The organism is Mucilaginibacter rubeus (genome assembly GCF_014643835.1).
GTDB lineage: Bacteria > Bacteroidota > Bacteroidia > Sphingobacteriales > Sphingobacteriaceae > Mucilaginibacter > Mucilaginibacter rubeus.
The window spans coordinates 43,352-67,710 of record NZ_BMKD01000005.1 but is presented as its reverse complement, the minus strand read 5'-3'; the positions used below and the strand labels follow the sequence as shown (position 1 = coordinate 67,710).

19 protein-coding genes are annotated in these 24,359 nt (G+C 44.6%); 6 read left to right on the top strand and 13 right to left on the bottom strand.

Annotated features, from left to right (window positions below; genetic code table 11):
- Positions 1-192 precede the first annotated feature (192 nt).
- The 6 genes from IEX80_RS17130 to IEX80_RS17105 all read right to left on the bottom strand — a co-directional run bounded on the left by IEX80_RS17130 (position 193) and on the right by IEX80_RS17105 (position 7,265).
- The gene (locus IEX80_RS17130; RefSeq protein WP_229701666.1) at positions 193-1,845 is read right to left on the bottom strand and encodes a hypothetical protein; all 1,653 of its coding nucleotides are present in this window, start codon (positions 1,843-1,845) and stop codon (positions 193-195) included.
- Positions 1,846-1,849: 4 nt separating this feature from the next.
- A complete protein-coding gene (locus tag IEX80_RS17125; RefSeq protein WP_175490065.1) occupies positions 1,850-2,014 on the bottom strand; it encodes a hypothetical protein in 165 nt (54 codons plus the stop codon).
- On the bottom strand, positions 2,014-3,246 hold the full coding sequence (fucP, locus tag IEX80_RS17120; protein WP_176625756.1) for an L-fucose:H+ symporter permease: 1,233 nt from the start codon (positions 3,244-3,246) through the stop codon (positions 2,014-2,016). Before fucP ends, IEX80_RS17125 begins: the two co-directional genes overlap by 1 nt.
- A gap of 13 nt (positions 3,247-3,259) precedes the next feature.
- Positions 3,260-4,183 (bottom strand): ROK family protein, encoded by a 924-nt coding sequence (locus IEX80_RS17115; RefSeq protein WP_188833582.1) that lies wholly within the window; start codon positions 4,181-4,183, stop codon positions 3,260-3,262.
- Positions 4,184-4,204: 21 nt separating this feature from the next.
- Positions 4,205-6,109, bottom strand: coding sequence for a glycoside hydrolase family 97 protein (locus IEX80_RS17110; protein WP_188833581.1), 1,905 nt, complete (start codon positions 6,107-6,109; stop codon positions 4,205-4,207).
- 439 nt (positions 6,110-6,548) lie between these two features.
- The gene (locus IEX80_RS17105) at positions 6,549-7,265 is read right to left on the bottom strand and encodes a hypothetical protein (RefSeq protein ID WP_090532103.1); all 717 of its coding nucleotides are present in this window, start codon (positions 7,263-7,265) and stop codon (positions 6,549-6,551) included.
- A 54-nt stretch (positions 7,266-7,319) separates the two neighbouring features.
- On the opposite strand from IEX80_RS17105, the gene IEX80_RS17100 reads away from it, so the two are divergent.
- Together IEX80_RS17100 and IEX80_RS17095 are read left to right on the top strand one after the other, a co-directional pair.
- Positions 7,320-8,036 carry an SAM-dependent methyltransferase gene (locus tag IEX80_RS17100; protein ID WP_090532101.1) on the top strand — a complete coding sequence of 239 codons (717 nt, stop codon included), beginning with the start codon at positions 7,320-7,322 and terminating at the stop codon, positions 8,034-8,036.
- Positions 8,033-9,643, top strand: coding sequence for an FAD-dependent oxidoreductase (locus IEX80_RS17095; protein ID WP_090532099.1), 1,611 nt, complete (start codon positions 8,033-8,035; stop codon positions 9,641-9,643). The genes IEX80_RS17100 and IEX80_RS17095 overlap by 4 nt, the downstream gene beginning before the upstream one ends.
- 517 nt (positions 9,644-10,160) lie before the next feature.
- Here the strand turns inward: IEX80_RS17095 and IEX80_RS17090 are convergent.
- The 6 genes from IEX80_RS17090 to aspS all read right to left on the bottom strand — a co-directional run bounded on the left by IEX80_RS17090 (position 10,161) and on the right by aspS (position 15,853).
- The gene (locus tag IEX80_RS17090) at positions 10,161-11,102 is read right to left on the bottom strand and encodes an acyltransferase family protein (protein WP_090532094.1); all 942 of its coding nucleotides are present in this window, start codon (positions 11,100-11,102) and stop codon (positions 10,161-10,163) included.
- Positions 11,103-11,162: 60 nt separating this feature from the next.
- The gene (locus IEX80_RS17085) at positions 11,163-11,864 is read right to left on the bottom strand and encodes a LytR/AlgR family response regulator transcription factor (RefSeq protein ID WP_090532092.1); all 702 of its coding nucleotides are present in this window, start codon (positions 11,862-11,864) and stop codon (positions 11,163-11,165) included.
- Between the two features lie 373 nt (positions 11,865-12,237).
- On the bottom strand, positions 12,238-12,837 hold the full coding sequence (locus IEX80_RS17080) for a MiaE family protein (protein WP_208057661.1): 600 nt from the start codon (positions 12,835-12,837) through the stop codon (positions 12,238-12,240).
- Positions 12,838-13,044: 207 nt separating this feature from the next.
- Positions 13,045-13,500, bottom strand: coding sequence for an FKBP-type peptidyl-prolyl cis-trans isomerase (locus tag IEX80_RS17075; protein WP_090532090.1), 456 nt, complete (start codon positions 13,498-13,500; stop codon positions 13,045-13,047).
- A gap of 79 nt (positions 13,501-13,579) precedes the next feature.
- Positions 13,580-14,044, bottom strand: coding sequence for an FKBP-type peptidyl-prolyl cis-trans isomerase (locus IEX80_RS17070; protein ID WP_090532088.1), 465 nt, complete (start codon positions 14,042-14,044; stop codon positions 13,580-13,582).
- 63 nt (positions 14,045-14,107) lie between these two features.
- The gene (aspS, locus tag IEX80_RS17065; RefSeq protein WP_176625737.1) at positions 14,108-15,853 is read right to left on the bottom strand and encodes an aspartate--tRNA ligase; all 1,746 of its coding nucleotides are present in this window, start codon (positions 15,851-15,853) and stop codon (positions 14,108-14,110) included.
- A 471-nt stretch (positions 15,854-16,324) separates the two neighbouring features.
- On the opposite strand from aspS, the gene IEX80_RS17060 reads away from it, so the two are divergent.
- From IEX80_RS17060 to IEX80_RS17050, 3 genes are all read left to right on the top strand, one after another.
- Positions 16,325-18,778 carry a TonB-dependent receptor gene (locus tag IEX80_RS17060; RefSeq protein WP_308421702.1) on the top strand — a complete coding sequence of 818 codons (2,454 nt, stop codon included), beginning with the start codon at positions 16,325-16,327 and terminating at the stop codon, positions 18,776-18,778.
- A 70-nt stretch (positions 18,779-18,848) separates the two neighbouring features.
- Positions 18,849-19,481 carry a nicotinamide riboside transporter PnuC gene (pnuC, locus tag IEX80_RS17055; RefSeq protein WP_188833580.1) on the top strand — a complete coding sequence of 211 codons (633 nt, stop codon included), beginning with the start codon at positions 18,849-18,851 and terminating at the stop codon, positions 19,479-19,481.
- Between the two features lie 323 nt (positions 19,482-19,804).
- Complete coding sequence (locus tag IEX80_RS17050; RefSeq protein ID WP_188833579.1) at positions 19,805-20,896, top strand: acyl-CoA dehydrogenase family protein; 1,092 nt, start codon at positions 19,805-19,807, stop codon at positions 20,894-20,896.
- A 325-nt stretch (positions 20,897-21,221) separates the two neighbouring features.
- Here the strand turns inward: IEX80_RS17050 and IEX80_RS17045 are convergent, their stop codons facing one another.
- On the bottom strand, positions 21,222-21,758 hold the full coding sequence (locus IEX80_RS17045) for a YfiT family bacillithiol transferase (RefSeq protein WP_188833578.1): 537 nt from the start codon (positions 21,756-21,758) through the stop codon (positions 21,222-21,224).
- Between the two features lie 90 nt (positions 21,759-21,848).
- On the opposite strand from IEX80_RS17045, the gene IEX80_RS17040 reads away from it, so the two are divergent.
- Positions 21,849-23,678 (top strand): FAD-dependent oxidoreductase, encoded by a 1,830-nt coding sequence (locus IEX80_RS17040; RefSeq protein ID WP_188833577.1) that lies wholly within the window; start codon positions 21,849-21,851, stop codon positions 23,676-23,678.
- The last annotated feature ends 681 nt before the right edge of the window (positions 23,679-24,359 follow it).

Genomic DNA, 24,359 nt, shown 5'->3' with positions numbered 1-24,359 from the left:
TCTATTCCTTTAGGTTTCATGTAGCGCTGGGCAGCACCGTTAAATATTTCGTTAACTCTTGATCTTAACTGATTATTGGCGATCAATTCGGGTATAATAAAAGACTATACTGCTTATTTCATTGCCTTTTAGGTGAAACACATTGAGTTTTTAGAAGAAGCATAACTACGGTTAATATTAAAAGTGTTTCAATTATTTTTCAATAAAAAAGGATTGTTCAACGGGCATTGCCGTTTGCAGTTTAGGCTCATGGCTATTACCATATTGCCAGGCTACCACGGTAACTTTTACCGGGAAACGGCTTCTCGGCGGAATAGCTGTAATATTTAATGTATTGCCTGATAGCTCCGCCGGGCCTTCTAATACATAAAACCCCACAGACACCTGTGCATCTGAGCTGGCATCCAATTTTATTCCCTTTGCATGTGCCTTTTGGTTGGGGACCGGAAAAAATGTAATATGCTGCTCCTTCCCCGCTGTATTGTGTGGTGGCACAAGCATTTGTGATTGCTGTACGGCCGGTTTATACTCAGCATCTCCAGGATGGGTAGCAGCAAACCACAACTCATAACTATGCGGGTTCTCCCAAAAACCGGCCTGCGGGCTCAATCTGAAAGTGGAATCATTTATCTTGATAACCGGGCCTGTAATGCGGTTAATAGCAATAGGAATATTCCCGGCAGCATGCCCTATAGCGGAACCAACCGGCATGCCAGCCCAAACAGGTAAGCGGGGACTGCCCCCGGGCACCGTATCATAAAATGCAGCATGGAGTTTAAAAGTGATGCCATCGGCTTCAGGTTCAAATTTCAGGTTTACTTGCTGGTGCGTATTACGCTGTTCAACCATCCCGCCATGCTGTACATAACCTATGAGCTGTGGTTTTTGATTACGATGTTTTGCCTGGTAGGTTATTGTTGCCCGAGCTGTTTCTTCATCAAAATACCAAAAAGCTTTTGAAGCATCGCCCTTGTACCTGCCTACAGGTGCTGCATCCGCGGCGGGCAATTCATTATAGCGCCATTTATCAACCAGCCAGCCGGTTTTTGTCGGATCGATATCAATCAATTTCGGAACATTACCCGGAGGTACATTTTTTGGCAAGCGGTACTCCATGGCTTTTTTAATGTAGAAGGCCAGGTAACCGGTTTTTTCAGGCGTGGTAGCGAAATGCCCCTGTGCCGGGTTGGATAGCATACTCAACGGCAGCAGCGGATGTTCCTGTCTTTCTTTTAATCCCTCATCGCTCCAGGTGTTGGCAGCTTCGTATTCGCCCATTGTTTCTAAACAAGGGACATAATCCAGGCTTTGATCTTTACGCCAGATATCGGGAGCAAAAATGTTTCTTACATATGGCCATTGCCCGCTTACTGAGATGCAAGCAAGCGTACGCGAAGGGTTCCAGACACCAAAATAATAAGGCGCGCTTGCCGCTGCCGAATGCCCGATAGGGATCACCGGCGCTGTTTTCAATTCGCTATAACCTGAAATATCAGCGAGGTCATTGATCAACGTGTTAAACTGATCTCCGGCGCCCTCATTAAACAAAAACTTAAGATTGAAAGCCGGGCTAACCCAAATCTCCGCAACACCCAACTTGCCCATTTCCTTTCTGAATTGAGGATCTTCCAATATGGATTGCTCCTCCATATTGTTCTGGGCGAATATGACCGCCTTCACTTGCTTACAATTCGGCGATATCCATAAAAAAGCCCTTGACGGATCCCGCTTGGTACCAGCAGGCTTAACCGCCACAGACCATTGCCAAACAGCCGCTTGTGCTACCGGCAGATCTACCAACATCAGCGAGCTTAAAAAAATAAAATAGAGACAATACCTTCTCATAATTTTAATTCAATACAATTTCAGCATCGGCGCTTGCCGGCATATTAAAACACCATTGTTTATTGAAGCCCTGGTTTACCGGCTCGGCTTTTATCGTTACATTATTGAGTGTGATAGTATGGTGTGCAGGCAATATGTGGGTTGATATGTTTCTCCGGGCACTTTTCATTAGTGTTTAACTTTATAAAATTTAGCGCCGAATAAAAAGATCACCGCGTAGCAGATGATCGGAAGGTAATAAGCGTGAGCGACACTATGATTGGCTATCTGCCCCATTATCATTGGAAATACCGCGCCTCCTACTACCCCCATCGCTATAAAAGATGAAGCCTGTTGTGTATGACTGCCCAGGTTTTTGATCCCCAAACTAAAAATGGTGGGGAACATAATGCTAAAAAAGAAGTTGATCATGAGCAGGGCGATGTATGACGTCCAGCCCAGGCTCTGTGCAACTATCAGGCACATTAAGATGCTGCCGCAGGCAAATGCCGCTAATAATTTATTGGGCGCTATATAAGTCATTAATGAAGTGCCCACAATACGTCCCAGCGCCATCATCCCCATAAAAATAATCATAAAGTAACCGGCCTTTTCATTACTGAAATGCATAATATCCACACCGTAGTTGATAAAATATGCCCAGGTGCCGGCCTGTGCCGCCACGTTAAAAAACTGTGCCGCAACTGCCCATACAAAATGCGAATGCTGATATAGTTTTTTTGATGGCTCCACGTCCACGTTAACCGCATCAGGATCGATGGCCGTAGTTTCTGCATGAGGATCTGTTAAAACCGGAATTTTCAAAAACATAAAAGCAACCGCTATAAGTATAATCACGCAACCAATGGCCACATACAGCGTTTTTACAGAGGTAAGATCGGTTGAACGCACCGTGTCCGAACCTAAAAGGAAATAAGAACCGATGGCCGGACCGATCATGGTACCTACCGCGTTAAATGTTTGCGCGAAGTTTACACGCTGGTCGCTCCGGCGCTGATCGCCCAGGGCGGCTGCAAAGGGATGCGCAACAGTTTCTAAAGTAGCCATACCGCAGCCCATAATAAATAAGGCTATCCTGAAAAAAGTAAATGAAGCCGCGTTGGCTGCAGGGACAAAAAGAAATAAACCCAGGGCAAATAAAATCAGGCCCAGGATTACGCCCGGTTTATAACCAAACTTCTTTAGAAAATATCCTGCGGGAATACTCATAATAAAATAAGCCCCAAACACGGAGAACTGGATTAAGCCGGATTGAGATTTGGAGAGATTAAGCACATTTTGAAAATGCTTGTTCAGCACATCGCTCATGGAATGCAGTAAACCCCACATTAAAAATAGCGAGGTTACAAATACAAAGGTTACGATGAATTTTTTCTCGGTAAAAGCTGGTTTATTGGTCATATTGTTGTTAAAATTAATTACCCGGATGATTGGCGTTAAATAAGATATTAAGTCCCCGCCTGCTATCAAAAGCCGCAGCAGCACCCATCAGCGCCGCGTCTTCTCCCAATAAAGCTAATTTTATTTTTAAACTTTCAGCATATGCCGTTAACCTGGCGGTAAGTTCATCCAGAAACATGCCCGACGCTTTTGCAATATTGCCACCGATAACAATTACATCAGGACGTTTGGTTTGGATAATATCCCGGAGGAATAACGACAGGTTGAATGTAAACTCATCAAAGATGTTCCGGACCACAGCGCTGTGTTTGGACATTGATATCAACGAGCTCACTCCGGTAGTGGACAGTCCGGTTGTTTCATGATATCGCCGTAAGAACCATCTTGTAGAGAAATAATCATCTGCAATGCTATCTTTATAAGGTCCGCCGCCCAGGTTTAAATCTTTCACAATGCCATCAATGCTCAAAGCTGAACCAAACCCTGTGCCCAGCGTAAGCCCAAGAACCTTACGGGAGCCGGTGCCTGCTCCCGCTACAACTTCCCCTTGTAAAAATGCTTCGGCATCATTTCGGAACAGGATATTTGTAGCATCTATCCTGAGCTCTTCCGACAAGTATAACTTAATATTTAAACCATAAATGGCCTCATACTTATGCAGGTCTTTGATCAGTGAAATCCCATTTTCATAATCAAACGGGCCAGGCATGGCCAGGGCAACCTGCTGAGCCGGAGATCCGAATTTTTCATAAGCCTGTGTTAATGCTTCCGCCCAGGTTTTAAGTATTTCAGTTGCCGTTCCATGGGAGTCCACAGTTAACCGGGTACGGGTATCTTCAATGATCATTTTTTTTTCCAGATCAATGACCGCTGCCGTAATATGCGTACCGCCGATATCTGCACTGATTACATAATTATTTTTATTCTGTTGGCTCATGTATGCTATATATATTATGGATTATTTTTCCGGAGTTAAGTAAACCGCCTCTCCGCCTGATGGCAGCAGGGCAAGTTTTAATACTGTTTTACTGTTAACAGTTTTACTGCTGACCCTAACATGCGTCTCAGTATTCACCGACGGGTCATCGCTGTAAATAGTCGCTTTATACTTTTTACCGGGTTCTAAAAAACTTAGGTCAAGTTTGATTTCACGTGCATCATTGTTTGTGATAGTACCTACAAACCAATCTTTTCCGCTCCTGCGGGCTGTAGAAATGTATTCGCCAGGTGTTCCCTGCACTATTTTCGTTTCGTCCCATGTGGTTGGGATCTTGTCCCAAAATTCCAGTTCGTGCTCATTATGCTCCGCCGATGGCTTGTCATACCAATACAACGTTTGCAGCGGGCTGTAATAAATTGCGGCCAGCGCCAATTGATGGGCATGGGTAGTTTTAATACGTTTATTAAAATAACAGAAGGTATAATCGGCTGCTCCGGCAATGTATCGCGTAAAAGGCAGCACGGTATTGTGCGTGGCATCGGGCATTTCCTCGTTGCCACGGATCCCTTCGGCCGACATCAGGTTTGGCCAGGTACGCTGCTCGCCGGTTGGCCGCCAGTCGTCATGAATATTTACCATGATCTGGGCAGCGGCCGCCTGTTGAATTGCTTTTTCCACCCAGGTTGTCCAGCGGTGCGAGCCCTGCTGCACAAAACCAAATTTTACGCCTTTTACACCCCATTTATGATAAATGGCAAATAAACTATCACTTTGGGCTAATAAACCCTGCTGATTAACATATAACCAAACACCAACGCCCTTATCCTTGCCATATTTGATTATACCGGAGAGGTCAAAATCAGGTATAGCAACCTTGGTAGCATCCGAGCTAAAGCTAAATGCCGGTCCGTACCATTTCCAATCAAACAGAATATATTGCAGGTTATGCTTTACCGCGAAATCAATATTGGTTTTTGCATCATTTGTTGTCATGGCCATTACCCGCATGATTTTACCGGGTTTAATCCAATTAGTATTGGCTATTGCCGATGGCTCATTAAGATTTAACATCATGTAATTATGTTCAATCAGGTCGCCCGGTTTTTCAGCTATCATGATTGCCCGCCATGGCGTGCCTATCGGCGAGATGAGCTGCGCCCCGCCAAACATAGAGGTTACCAGGGTGGATGGTTTATCGGCACTCAGCTTAAATTTGGTGCGTGCATAATCAATTAGTTGTGCTTCCCCCAGCGCTGCAAAAAGGCCGTTAGGCAATTCGATGGTTAACGGCCGTTCGCTTTCGCCGGGCCAGTTTTTTAGCGACAGTTTGTAATACGGCGCTTGTGCCCAATTGGCAAACCAGGCCTGGGTGCCTTCAGGCAGGTGAAACTCGGTGTTTTCCGCAGTGATGTTGTAGTAGGTTCCTTTAGGGTTTTCGGGGAAATAATACCGGAATGCAACCCCCTCGTTATAAACCCTTACCTGCACCTGCATTACATAAATGGGATTGTCATCCTTTACCAGCGTAATATTGATTGCGTTGTAATGATCCCGGATCATAGCCCGCTCTCCGGTAACTGGTGCCCATGTGGTATCATGCCGGGATGAATCAACGCCGGTGATCAACAGGTTTTCGCACCAGTTTTTATGCTGATCTACCTTCAGCGCCATTGCTTTTTCTGAAAGGTCATTATCCAGTTGCAGATCGAGAACCGACTGCAGAATTACCGGTTTGTTTTTATAATCCACGCTATAGTACATGGCATGTTTCCCGGCCTCAACTTTTTGACGAAACCTGAATGTTATATTTTTATCCGGCGACCGAAGGCTAAGTACAGAATCTTTTATTCCCTGTCCCCGAACCACACTGATAAAGCAGCTTAACCATAAACCGGTAATCAATATTATTGCGTTTTTTTTCATGTCAGATAGTATTTATCCAGGTAAGACAAATAATTTCACGATTTATAATCATATGAAAAGCAATTAGCAGTAATAATTATAAAGTTGATTCCGATCTTCTTGAGAGATAGTATATTACAGATAGGTAAGGGTAGATAAATAGGAGCTAAAAAAGTGAGAGCCTGACATGTGCGAGCATGTGCCAATTGAACCGGCCACTTTTAACCGCCCGTTGGCAGCCTTCATGGTTGAATTTTCGGCCCAGGGTATGATTCTCCTTCCGGAGAGTTCATCAAACTCTCATCTTAAATGCCCGGGCTTGCCATAAGCTCTTCAACGTTGCAAAAGCCTAACCGGGAGGAGCGTTGTTTCATGCGCGATTCAGGGTTTGCCCGATAGGTAAACGTAATAGGCAACAGTGCCACCCTTGCTTCCTGAATAAAAATAATTTGATAAGCACTTACGCAGCATTCGAAATATACTTCACCAGGCTTCTTTTGGCCACCGGCAGCAGTGTTTGCTCAAGCGGAAAAGTGATATCGCTGTGTACATAGTAAACCGCGGGGTTGGGCATAAACTTGTTCCGGTTTATGAGATGCAGTTTAATACTTTCGGGGGTATTGGTGATACTTTGTTCGTAGGCATCAACAAAAGCTACGTTAATGCCCCGGTATTTATCATCCTTACCTTCAAAAATAGTGATCTGGTACTCGTAGACCCGGTTGGTGCGTTCTTTGCCATTCTGTAACGAAAAATAACCGTGATAGGGCATTAAAGGGATAATGCCCACCGGATCAATATTCACATGGCTTTCTACAAAATCATAAATGTCCCTGCCGGTTTTTATAGCCGGGTCCATTTTGCCTAAGGCATAGGTAATGATCTGCTCTATCTCCTGCATGCTTTGATCATCCATAATGATCTTTTGATAGGTAAGCTTTACGGCGTCGATATCAGCCTGTGTTAAGCGTTGCGGAAAAGCCTGCTGTAACAGCGATTTATTCTTTTTAAAATCGATGAGGTTATTGTAATGAAATATCAGGTCGGCCAGGTTGGGATATAACCGGCTGTTATCAAAGTGACTATTAATTTCCTGAAGGTAACTTAACAGGATATATTTTTTGTATTCAAAATCAATATGACCTTCAATAAACCAGTTTGCGCCTAATTGCCTCATTTTTCAGCCTCCTTTTGATAGCTTAAATTAAACAAAAAACACCAACTTTGCAATATGCCCTATGGAACCCTTTATTTAATTCCCGTACCGCTGGCCGATGACGCGGCTGCAAAATCATTTACACCATACCTTACTGATACCATAAACAGTATCAAGGAGTACATCGTGGAGAATGAAAAAACCGCCCGTCGCTTTTTAAAAGAGGCCGGCTTGAAAACCCCGCAAAGCGAGCTTTTGATCCATGATTATGGCAAGCATAACCGCGACATGGGTAAGGCTGACTTTTTTAAAGGCCTGCAAGCAGGTAATGATGTGGGTTTGATGAGTGAAGCCGGCTGTCCCGGTGTTGCTGATCCCGGTGCCGAGATTGTGGATAAAGCCCACCGCATGGGCATTAAGGTTGTACCCCTGGTTGGCCCAAGTTCTATTTTGCTGGCGCTGATGGCTTCAGGCTTCAGCGGACAAAGTTTTGCATTTCACGGCTATCTGCCTATTGATAAAGTGCTTCGTGCTAAAAAGATCAAAGAGCTGGAAAGCACAGCCATAAAGCTTGATCAAACCCAGCTATTTATCGAAACACCTTTCCGCAATAACCCCATGCTTGAGGAGATCCTGAAAACAGGCAATCCCAAAACCAAGCTTTGTATAGCCCGCGACCTGACCTCCGCAACTGAGTTTGTGCAAACTAAAACCATTGCCGAATGGCAAAAGAAAGTGCCTGACCTGCACAAGCGCCCAACCATCTTTTTACTCTATCACGGCAATAAATGACCATAAGCCAGCAGCATACCCCGGTTGTAATAGTAGGCGCCGGTCCGTCAGGTTTGATGATGGCCGCCCAGCTTTTGCGCTATGGTGTGCAGCCGGTAATTGTTGATAGCAAGCAGGGACCAACCACCCATTCAAAGGCGCTTGCAGTTCAGGCACGGTCTATGGAGATTTATCGGCAGATGGGCATTGTCGATAAAGTGCTCAATGATGGTAAACGGGGAGGAGGTGTACAGTTTAACCAGGACGGTGAAGAGGTTGCCAGTCTTTCGCTTGCCAATGTTGGCGAAATGCAAACGGCTTTTCCATTTATCCAGATGTACCCGCAGAGCAAAAACGAGCGGTTATTGCTGGATTTTATTACCCTCAACTGCTGCCCGGTATACTGGAACACATCGCTGCTGTCACTAAGCCAGGATGCTGATAAGGTAACACTGAAACTGCAAAGCGGCGAGGATAAAGAAACCATTACCTGCGATTGGCTGGTTGCGGCAGATGGTGCCCATAGCACTGTGCGCAAGCAACTGAATATTCCTTTTAATGGGGATACCTACCAGCACCAATTTTATTTGGCCGATATAAAAATAGACTCCGACTTTGGCGATAAGGTTAACCTGTTCCTCTCAAAAAAAGGTTTCGCGGGCTTTTTCCCCATGCCCGATGAACGGAGCTATCGTGTGGTAGGCAACCTGCCCGATGAGTTTGATAAAAAAGACGAGCTTCAAATTGAAGAGGTGTTACCGCATTTGCGGGATGTAACCCAACAACAGATCATTGTTGAACATACCAACTGGTTCACTACCTACCGCCTGCATCACCGCATGGCCGATAAATTCAGGAAGCAGCGCTGCTTTTTAATTGGCGATGCCGCGCATATCCACTCGCCGGTTGGCGGCCAGGGGATGAATACCGGTTTGCAGGACGCCTATAACCTGGCCTGGAAACTGGCAGGTGTGGTTAATAACCAGCTTAAGGTATCGGTGTTAGATAGCTATGCGCAGGAAAGGATGCCTGTAGCAAAAGAATTGCTCAATACTACCGACCGGATCTTTAAAATGATCCTGTCGCGTAACTGGTTCATTAACTTATTAAAGAAATATTTGCTGCCTGTTGTTTTAAAATGGGTATGGAGGAAGCCCAGCCTTCGCGAAGCCTTTTTTAAACGGGTATCGCAAACCGGTATCTCCTATCGCGATAGCGCCATAAACCTTAACTTAAGCCATGCCAGCCAGATCAAAGCAGGCGACAGGCTTCCTTATCTCAAAGTGTTCGACGAAAAACGGGAGGTGGAAACCGACCTGCATGAATGGTGCAGTAAACCGGGTTTTACGCTCATCTGTTTAGGCAAGCTCAAAGAGCTCGACCTGTTTACCATCGCCAAATGGATAACCCAAAACTATGGGGCCAGTCTCAACTTTTTTTACCTGCCGCCTTCAACAAAAAATCAACACATTTTCGATGCTTTCGCCATCAAAGAAAACCAAAAGAAAGCCCTCATCATACGCCCGGATATGCATATCGGTTTTTTAAATGATGTGGTGGATATTGATATGATGGATAATTATTTGCTGAATGTAGCGGGGATGAAGTCCATAGACGATGGTCAATAGTCCATAGCTCTTGAAGTTAAAAGTCACCTGTAGAAGTCAAAGCCTCATTTCTGTCACATTTACCATGGACTATCGACTATTGGCCATGGACTAATAAACCACCATCACCCAGCCGCTCATTAAATTCCAATTCTTTAAATCTATTATATAGTAATATATTCCTGACGGAATATCTCGGTAATGCTCACCACAGGATCGCCAAGGCTTTGCGCGTTTGTTTTGCGAACTGATAAAAAGAAAAAAAAAAGGCTGATTAGGGGGAGTAACTTTTTTGCTTCCAACGGAATACTGTTTTTAAAAAAGCGCCTGCATGTAACTACTAACATACAGACGCTACTATCGCAACTATTATGAAAAGGGGTATTAATAAACCATTTATGGGGTTATAATTGGTTTATGATATAAATATGGGGGCAAAGCCGGTTTTTATCAATAATGTATCGATGAATAGCGCTTTTGTATTGGTGAATGTAAAAGGAGTGGAAAATAGTTTAAACGCCTGTAAATAACCAGTTAATCAGTATCTGATCCGTTTGGATAACCGTAAACAGGGCAGCTCCACCAGGCGATAAAACAGGTAAGCAAAACTGATACTCACAGCAATGCCTGTTAAAAATTCAAACGCCCTGAATCCAAATGTTTTTGGCAGGTGCATACCCATAAAAGCTACAAGACTGCTCCCAACAACATCATGGGTAAGGTATAGCGAAAAAGAGATTTTGGAAAAAAACGCAATAACCGGATAGCGTTTTAACGGCAGTATTAAAAGGACAAGTGCCAGAAGGCCGGCAGCCATAGGAAGCCACCCCGCACCATATAAACCAATGGCAGTTACAGCTACGCCATATATCAAAACCTCAGCTACCCCCTTTTTACCTGTCAGGTACAGGTAATATAATATCCCAAGAGCAAAAAAAGGAAAAACGTTTAACAGTGTTGATCCGGGTACGGGTATAAATAAAGGCAATAAGCAAATCAGGGGCAGGGAGATGGCGCCCCATTTTTTTATAATAATTGGAAAGAAAACGCCGATGAACAGGTAATATTGCAACTCAATCCCCAGCGTCCAGTAAACGGGGTTTAGGTATGGGCGACCAGTAAAATTGTTGATATAAGCTAAGTGGGTTAATATGTTACTGATATCGGGCCGATAATTTGTGTTTAATAAATACCCGGCCAAAATGGTTAATAATATGGAGGCTATGTAAGGCGGCTCAATGCGTGCTATTCTTTTTAAAATGTACTTGGGGAATAAGGCCCAGCTATAATTTTCAGGAATAGCCCAGCAAATTATAAAGCCTGACAACAGGAAAAACATTTGAACGCCCAGCCAGCCGTAGTGCAGGCCGGGTAATGATTTGCCGCCAAGATGAAACAAAGCTACCGCCAATGAAGCTATTGCCCTGATATAATCAACCTGCTGGATATGTTGCCTGGTTTTATTCTCTGTTAAAGTCATTATATAAAAGCCAGTTGATTAATTGTTATTGATAAGCCAATCATGATAATTGCATTCATTTTACTTCTGTTTCGACCAGTTGCGTGCAAAATCATTATAGCTTTCGCTTACCGGCAGCTCAACATTTGTAAGCCGCACCTTACGATTTTGAATAGACCGGATCTTGTTGACAGGTACGATATAGCTGCGGTGAATGCGCTGAAATTTGGCGGAGGGCAATTTCTCCAATACCTTTTTCATGGGTATCAGCGTAAGGATGGTTTTATCATTAGTGATATGGATCTTGATATAATCCTCCATACTTTCAATATATTCAATAGTATCCAGATCTATTTTAACCATGCGGTATTCGGAGTATACATACAGGCTTTCGTCAGTTTCGTCGTCGGTGGGCTTGTTTTTGTACTTGTAGTAATCAAACGCCTTTTCAACAGCTTTGGTGAAGCGTTTAATATCTATCGGTTTTAAAATATAATCAATCGCTTCCAGTTCAAAACCCTCATACGCAAACTTTTTATAGGCGGTAGTAAATATTACCATGGGTTTAGTCTGCAAAGAGCGCACAAGGTCAATGCCGGTAACATCGGGCATGTTGATATCAACAAAAAGAAGATCTATTGGGGTGTTTTTTAAAAATTCGGCGCCGGTTATAGCATCTTCAAAAGTATTAACCATTTGCAATGCCGGGAAGCGTGATACATATTCGCTTATAAGCCTTAAGGCCAGCGGTTCATCATCAATGGCTATACATTTAAGCACCATAATTTAAGTTTGTAAAGTAAGTTGAACAATATACTCATTATTCAGGCTGCTTATATTGAACAAATGCCTGCCAGGATATCAATGTCCAGGCGCTGTTTGGTGTTGTTTATGCCGATGCCGGTATGCTGGTAATCACTTTTCCGTAAACCAAAAACCCGGTTTTTGCAGTAAAATGAAATATTGCGCTCATTAATATTAATTCTAATATCAATAGCAGCAGGTTCGCGCTTGCTTACGCCATATTTGCACTGGCCCCGGGTATTTAAAAAAACAGCGGAAAGGCCATGAACAGTCTTAACTTAAAAGTCTGTAGTTTAAGTAGTAAGTAAAGCGTACAGGTCAACACGTCAAAGCTTCGATTCAGACTCAAAACTTACCCATGAATAGTTTCACCTTTACCGTAGTTCTGAATTACCTGGGCTTCATACTCCAGAAATTGTTTCCAGCGGGCTTCAACATCAATTTCTTCAGCGTATTTTTTGGCCAGCCGAATAAACATAGAGTAGTGGGTTGCTTCGCTTACCATTAGTTCGTGGTAAAAAGTTGCCAGTTGTTCATCATTAATATTTTCGGACAGCACTTTGAAGCGTTCGCAGCTCCTGGCCTCTATCATGGCCGAAAACAGCAGCCTGTCAATTAGCTGGGCTTCGCGGCCTCCGCCGGTGATGATAAATTTTCTGAGCTCGTTCACATAGTTGTCCTTCCGCTCGCGGCCGAGAATATAACCGCGTTCCAATATAATATCATGTACGCGTTTAAAATGATCCATTTCTTCCTGCACCAGCAGGGCCATTTCCTGTACCAATTCGCTCAGGTTTGGGTTTTGAACAATAAGGGTAATGGCATTGCTGGCAGCCTTTTGTTCACAAAAAGCATGATCGGTCAAAATTTCTTCAATATTGCTCTCTACCACGTTTTTAACCCAAAGCGGATCGGTAGGCAACTGCAGTTTTAGGATGGTTTTCTCACTCACAGTACAAAGATAGTTTTTGGAGGTGAAAGGTTAAAGGCGAAAGGTAAAAGGTATTTTTACCGTGGAAATTAAAAAATGAAGACCATCTTTATGGGATAGCCTTCGTTATTGGCGCTTGATCCGGTATGAGTACCGGTTGCCGTGTTTAGCACATCATGCCGGCAGTAAAAACCATACCAGCAAGGTTTTTCTATAGCATTAGTTAAATCAACTAAAACTAAGCAGATCAATTGTAAATACCAAAACCGAATTTGCGGGGATGCTTCCGGCCGCACTATTGCCGTAGCCTTCTCTTGAGGGGATCACCAAAATAATCCGACCGCCGGTTTTTACATACGGCAGGCCCGATTGCCAACCCTTGATAAGGCCCTGCAGGCTTTGGTTAATGGTGCCCGAGTCAAATGTAGTTCCATCCAATAGTTTGCCGGTATAAGTTACTTTAACAGTCGATTTAATGGTTGGATTTGCACCTGTTCCCTGGATTACTATCTTGTAATAAACACCAGAGCCATCAGCAGTAGTATGAAAAGCAGTGTCAGTACCGATATAAGCTTTAATAGCGGCATCATCCGTGGCTGCCTGTTTTGAGGCATCGAATTTGTCTTTTGAGCACGAGGTGAGGATCACCAATGGGGCGAATACGAATAATAGAAATTTCTTCATTAGTTAATAGTTCTGTTTGGATTAATTTGACGCGCAAAAGCTACAGAACGCTACAATAATTGAACTTATTTTGGGAAGATTAGTTAAATTCTGTTAAATCGACGGTGAACACCAATACCGAATTTTCGGGGATGCGGCCTACGCCATTGGCACCATAGGCGAGGCCCGAGGGTACAATGAGCAATACGGTGCCGCCCGCTTTTACCAACGGGATGCCTATTTGCCAGCCTTTAATCAAACGGTCTAACGAGCTTGAAAAACCGCTTGCTTTATCAACCACCATATCATTTAACAGCGCTGCGGTATAATTTACAGTGACCAACGAATTTTCGTTAGGATTTCTCCCCTTGCCTTCGGATAAAACCTGGTAATAAATACCGGAGGGGTGTTTCTGCACTTTGATCTGCGGGTTGGCCTTCAGGTAAACGCGTATCAGCGAATCATCTGTTTGGGCTTGTTTAGCACGGTTTAATTTCGCTGAGTTATCACATGACATCATCAGTGTAATAATAACCGCGCTTAGCAATAGAACGTATTTTTTCATGAGGGTTGGCCAAATAAAAGCCCCCTTTGCAATAAAGGAGGCTCAGTGTATGTTTTGGGTTGGTTAAACCGTTGTTTTTATTTTTAGTTCGGTCATTTGTGCTTCGGCAATGGTTGATGGTGAATCGATCATCACATCGCGGCCCGAATTATTTTTAGGAAATGCGATCACATCGCGAATTGAATCCAAACCTGCAAATATCGATGCCAAACGATCGAAACCAAAAGCAATACCACCATGTGGAGGTGCTCCATATTCAAAAGCATCCATCAAAAAGCCAAACTGTTTTTGTGCTTCCTCCGGCGAGAAACCAAGGTGCTTGAACATCAATGATTGCAAGCCGCGGTCGTGGATCCGGATAGAGCCACCACCAATTTCGGTACCGTTGATCACCAAATCATAAGCATTGGCACGTACAGCTCCCGGTTCGGTATCCAGCATGGCAATGTCTTCGGGTTTTGGCGAGGTGAACGGATGGTGCATAGCATGATAACGGCCACTTTCTTCGTCCCACTCCAGCAACGGGAAGTCAACAACCCATAGCGGCGCAAAAGTATTTTTATCGCGAAGGCCTAAACGGTTACCCATTTCTAAACGCAGTTCGTTCAGTTGTTTACGCACCTTATCAGCGCCACCGGCCAGGATCAGCATCAAATCGCCTTTTTCGGCATTGAAAGCAGCAGCCCAGTTGGTCAGCTCATCTTCACTATAAAATTTATCAACCGATGACTTCAGGGTGCCATCCTCATTGTAACGGCAATAGATCATGCCGGTTACACCAATTTGCGGGCGTTTTAACCACTCGGTAAGCTCATCAACCTGTTTACGGGTATAACCTGCGCAGCCTTTGGCGTTGATGCCAACAACCAGTTCTGCATTGTCAAAAATGCTAAATCCTTTGCCTTTAACAATATCATTCAGATCAACAAACTCCATCCCAAAACGTAGGTCGGGTTTGTCAGATCCGTATAAACGCATAGCATCTGAATACAACATGCGCGGCAGTTCAACCAAATCAATACCCTTTACAGTTTTGAACAGGTGACGTGTAAGGCCTTCAAAAATATTCAGGATATCTTCCTGGCTCACAAACGAAAGCTCGCAGTCGATCTGGGTAAACTCTGGCTGGCGGTCGGCACGTAAGTCCTCATCCCTGAAACATTTTACGATCTGGAAATAACGGTCAAAGCCGCTTACCATCAATAATTGCTTAAAAGTTTGGGGCGATTGCGGGAGGGCGTAAAATTCACCTGCGTTCATGCGGCTTGGCACCACAAAGTCACGCGCGCCTTCTGGAGTCGATTTGATCAGTACCGGGGTTTCTACCTCGATAAAATCAAGCTTATCTAAATATTTACGCACTTCCTGCGCCATTTTGTGGCGAAGCACCAGGTTGTTGCGGATAGGGTTACGGCGCAGGTCGAGGTAGCGATATTTGGCACGCAGTTCCTCGCCGCCATCGGTTTCGTCCTCAATCAGGAACGGCGGCAGCTTGGCGGCATTAAGCACTTCAATATCAGTAACGGCAATTTCAATTTCGCCGGTTGGGATTTTGGTATTCTTGCTGGCCCGTTCAATTACATCACCGGTAACTTTGATCACAAACTCACGACCAAGCCCGCGGCTTTTTTCGCGCAGGGTAGCATCTGTATCTGTGTTAAATATCAATTGGGTTAAACCATAACGGTCGCGCACATCGATAAAAGTGGTACCGCCCAAATCGCGCGATTTTTGTACCCAACCGCATAAAGTAACGGTTTGGCCTAAATGGCTGATATTTAATTCGCCGCAGGTATGAGTTCTAAGCATAACAATGTTTTATAAAAGTCTGCAAAAGTAGGGTTTTAGTTGGAAGTCTGGAAGTCCGAAAGTCGGAAAGTCCGAAAGTAACAGTATTCTTTCTGCATAATCTATAGGCTTACTGGCTTTTGAGTGCAGATATTCAGCTTTCGGACTTCCTGACCATTGACTTTCGGACTTAAATCCTATCTTTGCCTCAATAATTCTCAAGGGGTGCCTTGCTTTGGTTGCAAAACAAACTGCAGATTGTTTTACCAAACTGAAAGACGGGCTGAGATCATACCCAGGGAGTAAGTCAATAAGTACTAAGTTTTAAGCCTTAAGTCAAAGCGACTTTGGACTAACGACTTCCGGCTCACGACTTCCTCCCACACCTGATCCGGATAATGCCGGCGGAGGGATAAAGGTAAATAAGTTAAGTGTACTGCCGCGTTACCCTGGCGCGCAGATGGTTTAACTCAATTTTTGTTTTACAATATTTTGAAAAATTTATTTGTGGCTGTTATGGCCCTGTTGTTGCCTGTTATGGCATCGGCCCAGATTTCCATTTCGGGGAAAGTGACCAATCAATCCGGCGAAGCATTGCCCGGCGCAACTATTACTATTTCAAACCCTCAGCAAAGCACCGTTACCGACGCTGCAGGTAAGTATAGTTTTAACGATCTGAAAAAAGGCAATTATGCCGTTAAAGCAAGCTATATCGGCTATCAACCTTTAACCAAAAGTGTTACGCTTGCTGCTAATCAATCAATTAACTTTTTATTGGGCGGCAGTACATTTACTGCCGATGAGGTTACTGTAACCGCTACCCGTGCAGGTAAAAACTCACCTACAGCATTCACTAACCTCAGCAAAAAAGATCTCGAAAAAAACAACTTTGGCCAGGACTTGCCTTACCTGCTTAACCAAACGCCATCGGTAGTGATCAACTCGGATGCAGGTACAGGTATAGGTTACACAGGGATCCGCATCCGCGGATCAGACGCATCACGCATTAACGTAACGGTTAACGGCATTCCTTTAAATGACGCGGAAAGCCAGGGCGCATACTTTGTCGATCTGCCCGACTTCGCATCATCTGTCAACACCCTGCAGATCCAGCGTGGTGTGGGTACCTCAACCAATGGAGCAGGTGCCTTTGGTGGTAGTATCAACGTACAAACGGCTACCCGCAGGGATACCGCCTATGCTCAGCTCGATAACTCGGCAGGTTCATACGGTTCATTAAAAAATACAGTAAGCGTAGGCACCGGTTTGCTTGGCGGCAAGTTTAGCATAGATGGTCGCTTATCGCGCATCCGTTCCGACGGGTATATCGCCCGTGCATCGTCCCGGTTAAAATCCTTTTTTGTAAGCGGAGCTTATTATGGTGATAACAGTACTTTAAGATTAAACGTGTTCTCGGGCCATGAACGTACCTACCAGGCCTGGAACGGCGTAGCCGATTATGTAATAGGCGATGATACCCGCCCGGATAACCGTACTTATAACGAACTGGGAGATATGGGTAACGGAGCCTTTTATAAAGACCAGGTTGACGATTACCTGCAAAACCATTACCAGTTGCTATACGATAAAAAGTTTTCGGATAAACTGTCGTTCAGCGGGGCCCTGCATTACACTCATGGCGAAGGTTATTACGAAGAGTACAGGAAAGGAGATGCTGTGAGTAATTATGGTTTATCACCTGTTATTTATGGTACCGATACCATTTCAATCACTAATCTTGTTCGCAGGCTGTGGCTTAATAATGATTTTTATGGTGTTACTTATGCCTTAAAATATCAGCCTACTACCAAACTGAACTTCAACCTTGGCGGCGCCTATAACGAATATAAAGGTGCGCATTATGGTAATATTATTTCTGCCGAAGAAAGCATAGGCGTTGGTCCTAACTATCAATACTATCGGGATGATGCCAAAAAGAAGGACTTTAATATTTTTGGCCGCGCCGAATGGCATGTAGACAAATTTTTGTTGTATGCAGATATGCAATACCGTCACATTAATTATTCATTTTACGGTATCGACAAAAACCTGAATAATGCCCAGCAAACAGCGCAGTTAAACTTCTTTAACCCTAAAGCAGGTGTTACTTACCAGTTTAATGAGCACAGTAATGTGTATGCCTCCTTTGCGGTGGGCAACCATGAGCCCAATCGCGATGATTATGTCGACTCGCCTCCGCAAAACCGGCCGAAACCAGAAAACCTGAAAGATTTTGAGGCCGGCTACCGCCTCAGCTCACCTGTTTTTAGCGGGGAGTTGAATGGTTTCTACATGCTATATAAAAATCAACTGGTATTAACCGGCTCATTGAATGATGTAGGCAGCCCGGTGCGTACCAACGTAAAGGACAGTTACCGAGCGGGTTTGGAGTTTAGTGGAAAAGTCAAAATCACTGATCAGTTAAACTGGAGCGCTACCGCAACCCTCAGCACTAACAAGATTAAAAATTATCACCAGTTTTTCTCTAATTATGACGATGGCTCGCTGGTTGAGGAAACTTTTGCCAAAACAGATATTGCCTATTCGCCGTCATTCACCGGTTCAAGCGTAATCAGTTACAGCCCTGTTAAAGGCGGGGAAATTGCTTTCATCAGCAAATATGTAGGCAAGCAATACTTAGATAATACCATGAACCGTAATCCCGAAGGTTTTGGCATAGCACCTGATAATGCTGCTAATCCTTATGCTGCCAACCGTTTGCTGAACAGCTTTTTTGTGAACGATGTGAGGTTGAGGTACAGCTTCAGTGTTCGCTCGGTTAAAAACATTACCGTTGGCCTGCAGGTTAATAATATCTTCAGCGAGAAGTATGAAAATAATGGTGCTACCTACCCGGATATTGAGGGCGGGCACGTAATTAACTACAACTATTACTTCCCGCAGGCCCCGCGAAATTTTATGGCATCGTTGAGTCTGGGATTTTAAATGAGCACTAATTTTATATCGACACAAATTTTACGAATTGGATCGAATTTCACGAATTGAGGATTAGGATATGAATCATTGGCTCGACCTGTTCATTGAACAAATAAAGGAAACTACCTGGCTGCAATGGCTTGCTGTTGCGCTGGGTGTTACCGAGGTGCTGCTGGCCCGCGTAAATAACATATTGTTGTACCCGGCAGGAATATTGGGTACGGCCATCTCGATATTTCTGCTGATGGAAGTTCATTTATATGCCGAATCGGTACTGAACGGCTACTACATTGTAATGAGCGTTTATGGCTGGATCTACTGGATAAAGAAGCGTAACGAGCCTCCGGTAAAAATTACCTACTCCACCAAAAATGAATGGATAATAAGTTTGGCGATCAGCATTGTGGGTTGGGTGGTATTTTATTACATGATCAAAAACCTACCTGCTAAGTATTTTACACCGTCAAATGTGCCCGGCTGGGATGCTTTGGTATCCTCTACCGCCTGGGCAGGTATGTGGTTACTGGCACGCCGTAAAATGGAGAATTGGATTTTTTTGAACATTTCCAACTTCTTCGCGGTGCCGCTTCTGTTTTACAAAAAGCTGCCTATGTTTGCCATGCTCACCATCTTCCTGTTTATTATAGCGATATGGGGCTATTTTGAGTGGAAGAAACAGGTAGAGGCAGAGCGGGTGGCGGTTGGAGATTAGAGGTTAGGAAAAATGTTCAATGGCCAGGTTGTACCAGGTGTTCAATTTTAAAAAGTGTAAACACCCGGCGTTTTTTGAAAAATAAACATGGTTGATAGTCAATGCTTTACGAATTGGTTGAAATTCAATTTTAATCAAATTGAACGCCTTGGTTTTGGTAATCAGCACTTTGTGTTTTTAAGGAGCCGAATCATTGAACACCCGTTTTTCAAAAATTGAACACTGACAAAATACTGTCAGTATCTTTTGTTATCCTGATGGTAAATTGAGTATTGTCTGTTACGCTTTAAGCCTTTTGCTTTCAGCTTTAAGCTAAATAAAAAATGCATCCATCACAAAATTTAAAACCCGAATGGGTAGATATCATCCGGAAAGCAGCTCCTGCAGCTGAGCAGGCCGGCAAGCTGCACCCCGATCAGCTGGCACTTATTTATGAGCAGGGCTGGTTTAAATTTTTAGTGCCGCAGGCTTATTCCGGTCTGCAATTGGCCTTGCCGCAAATGGTGCGCCTGGAAGAAAGTTTGGCCTGGGCCAATGGCAGTTTGGGTTGGGTTGTGACTCTTTGTGCCGGTGCAGGTTGGTTTGGTGGATTTCTGGATCCGGCTTTAGCCGCAGAGATCATGGCCAATCCGCAATTATGCCTGGCAGGTAGCGGTGCATCAACAGGTACAGCTACCATCAGTGGTGATGGCTATATGATCAACGGAACGTGGAAATATGCCAGCGGTGCACATCATGCCACACATATCACTGCAAATTGCATCATTAAAAAAGGCGATGAAACTGTTTTGAATGATGATGGTGAGCCACTGATATTACCTTTTATTTTTGATAAAAAAGATGTACATGTTTTCCCGGCCTGGAAATATGTTGGCATGATGGCTACCGGGAGCGATGCCTATGAAGTAAAAGACCTGTACGTTGATAAAAACCGCTGTTTTAAGATCGATCCGCAATACACAGTTGTCAATGAGCCGTTGTACCGCTACCCCTTTCTGCAATTAGCCGAAGCAACGCTGGCTGCTAACCTTTCGGGATTAGCTGTTCATTTTCTTGACCTGTGCGGACCGGCCTTTGAGGAACGGATGAAAAACCCGCGTTTAACCAAACCTCAAAAGGTATACATTCAACAACTTCTGGCCGATCAGATCATTTTACTCGATGAAGTCCGCGCCGAATTTTACCAGGCTGTTGATTACTCATGGAACAACTTTGACTCGGCCGATAATAACTGCTTACAGGAAGTAAGTTTAATGAGCCGGAAGCTGGCCAAAGTTTCGCGCGAAAGTGTGGATAGGCTTTATACCTACTGTGGTTTATCCGCCGCCAACCCCGATACGGAAATTAACCAGGTATGGCGGGACCTGCATACCGCAGGTCAGCATTCGCTGTTAACCTTTGAATCGATTGATTAAAAGATATTCAGTTAGCTCGTTCGTAACCCCGTAAAAAATCGGAATGACGTTTGAAATTTATTTAAAGATGGTGCATGGGGCTGCGTTAGGGATGGGAGCGGATACCGGCCTGTGGCTAAGGCCTTGTGCAGTATGAGCGTACAGCCCGGGCCGCAGGCAACGCCCATATTTATAAATCAATTAAAAAACGCACCCGATAATCAATAACTTACATTTACGTCATAACGTCCCTTCAGAGCCTCTCGCAGAGAGACCCTGAGGGAACATAAACTTGATTCCGGTAAAACACACCTTTCGCCTTTTACCTTTATCCTTTCACCCCAAATCAAACCTTCGCAAACTTCTTCACCGTTTCGGTTACATGTGCCAAATGGTGGTTGCTGTGCCATGCGTACAGGGCCAGTCCTTTTTTCAGCGATATCGTTTCGCCCGAGGCCGGGTGAACAAATGTGCGTGCCCATTCGTTTTCGGTGAAACTTTCAAACAGGGCTACAAAATGCTGATGGATGCCTTCCAGCATTTTTAATGAAGGTTCAACCGGCAGGCGGTAATCTGGCAGCAATGCCCAGTCGGCCTCTTCATATGGCTTTATGGTTGGGTTATTTTCGGTAAGGGCAAGCTTAAAGCGGGTAATGGAATTCATGTGGCTATCGGCCAAATGGTGGATCACCTGGCGCAGTGTCCAGCCGCCGGTGCGGTATGGGGTATCCAGCTCCTGGTAATTAAGGCCGGCAATTGCATGTCTCAGTTTCCCGGGCAGGGTAGCGATATCTTCAATCCAGCCGCGCATATCTTCGGCAGTGTACGAAGCCGGGGGCGCAAACTTCCCGATAGGGTATTTCATTTGTTCGTCTGTCATCATAAATGTTAAAAAAATTTAAATTAGGTATTATTTTATACTACCACAAGCTTTTGGCCTATTTTAGCGTTCTGTAGATTGTTAATTTAACTGATGATAAAAAAGTTACTGGCCGTACTTTTAGTTTTTAACTGTACGCTATCCTTTGCACAAACCATTAAAACCGACATATTAGTTGTAGGCGGAAGCGCAAGCGGAACAGCGGCCGCCATACAAGGCGCACGAAGCAAACTAAAAACCATGCTGGTTGAACAGGGCCCCTGGCTTGGCGGCAGCATGACAGCCGGCGGGATGTGTATAATTGAAGGTAACCGCAATTTACCAACAGGCATCTGGGGCGAGTTCAGGCGCAGAGTGCGTGATTTTTACAGCAAAACCCCGGGTTATGATACGGCTTACAATGCTATGCTGAGATTTGAACCCTATACCGGGGCAGCTATCCTCAAAAAAATAACCGATACAGTAAAAAACCTCACCGTAAAATTAAATACCCCATTTACAGGTATTAAAAAAGATGGCACCGGTTGGGATGTAACTATCACCCTCGACGGGAAAACCGCTACCGTAAAAGCCAAAGTAGTTATTGATGCTACCGAAACCGGCGATGTGGCCGCCAAAGCAGGCGAAACCTATGTTTATGGTTTTGAGAGTAAAAAGCAAACTAACGAAGCCCTGGCGCCAGATAATGAATCGGCACAGTTGCAGGACCTTAGCTGGATTGTTATTTTGAAAGATTTTGGTGCCGCGACAGATAAGACCATTGCCAGGCCCGAAGGCTATGATGCCGCGGCGTACACTTGCCTTAAGGGTAAGAATATTAAAAAAATGCTTGATGATGGCAGGCTGCCCAATGATAAATACATGATCAAATGGGCCGAATGCGGAAACCAGTTCCCAGTTGCCCCTGATAATTTAAAGCCGGAAAACCGGGAAGCTTTTTATGCCAAAGCACGCTTGCATACTTTAGGATTGATCTACTATCTGCAAACCGAACTGGGCTACAAAAACCTCGGTTTGGACGAAGACTTTACTACCCCCGATCATTTGCCATATCTTCCATATTTGCGCGAGGCAGGTCGCGCGACAAAAGGTTTGGTGAGGATGATGCTGGATGATGTGTACAAACCTTACGACCGCGAATCAAAACTTTACCGTACAGCCATTGCCGTTGGCGATGCCTCGCCGGGGCAGCATTATACAGATGCCAATGCTCCGAAAGTTATTTACCCGCCTTTCCCTGCTTATGGCGTACCGCTGGGGGCTATTGTGCTTAAAGACCTCGATAATTTACTGGTAACGGAAAAAGCCATGTCGGTAACGCACCTGGTAAATGCCAGTACCATGTACCCCTCGGTACAAATGGCCATTGGACAGGGTGCCGGTGCAGCCGCAGCCTATTGCGCCTTTTTTAAAACCACCACCCAAAACTTAAATGTGCGGATAATCCAAGGCGAACTGCTCGACTTTAAAGCCTGGATCATGCCCTTTGCCGATATTAAACCAACCGATCCGTATTTCAGGGCAATACAACAAATAGGTGCTTCAGGGTTACTAAAAGGCGTACAAAAAACGGAGGGCAATACTGCGCGTTTGTTATTTCAGCCTGATTCCTTAGTTGCCACAGCCGAAATCAAACCAACGCTGGAAGAGATTTATACCCGGGGCTTTTTATGGTTTAATAAAGAGAAGCCCGGCCCGGTGTTCACGGTAGGAAACCTATTATCGTTTATCAGCGAAACTACGCTAACCGATCCGCATACTTTAGAAATTGCCATGCAAAAGGCCTGGAAAGATCAATATAAATTCAGTTCTGATTTTGATATGAAACGGCCGGTAACCCGTCGTGAATTTGCTATACTGGCCAACAGGTTTTTTAATCCTTTTGCGCGGTCGGTGGATATTGCGGGGAGGATGGTGAATTGACGATCATTTAAAAATATCATTTTGACTTAAAAAGAGAAGTGCTGTTCGAAGTCTCTGACTTCGAATTAAGTATGCCTGTAGTCTGAGACGATAAAACCCAAAACATTTCCTGTAGTTACAAACTACAAATATAATGGTCCAAAGTCAAAGACTTCGGGCAGTGGGGGTGACATGATTAAAAACGGGTGTCATGCTGAGTGATTTAAATCCGTTGGATTCTGAAGGAGCAATGACATCTCCTCCACGTCATTGCTGAGTTACGAAGCAATCTCTTATAGGCAGACAAGGTGCTTAGTGGTATTGAACTTACATCGTCGCGCTCTTGGCCGCGCGGGGCCAGATACTTTTGTCTTGACACAAAAGTATCCAAAAAGTCAAGTCAGCAGATAGGCTTCTTTGCGCTCACCCACTCCACAACCCGTCGCGCCGGCCTTTGCCCTGCAAAACGGGCAGAACCACGGGCTGCAATTATTTTGCCCGCTACGCTCGCGCTTTCCCAATGCTTCTGCAAAAACTTGCTATGCCCCTTCCAGCGCTCAAGGCCACCATTGTTCTGCCCGCTTTCATCCGAAGCTTACCTGCTGACGGGAACATTCTTTATTTATTATGTCATGGGTAGCCTGTCGAAGCATAGCGGGCTGGGTCTCTGCGCGCGACCTTCGACAGGCTCAGGGTGACAGG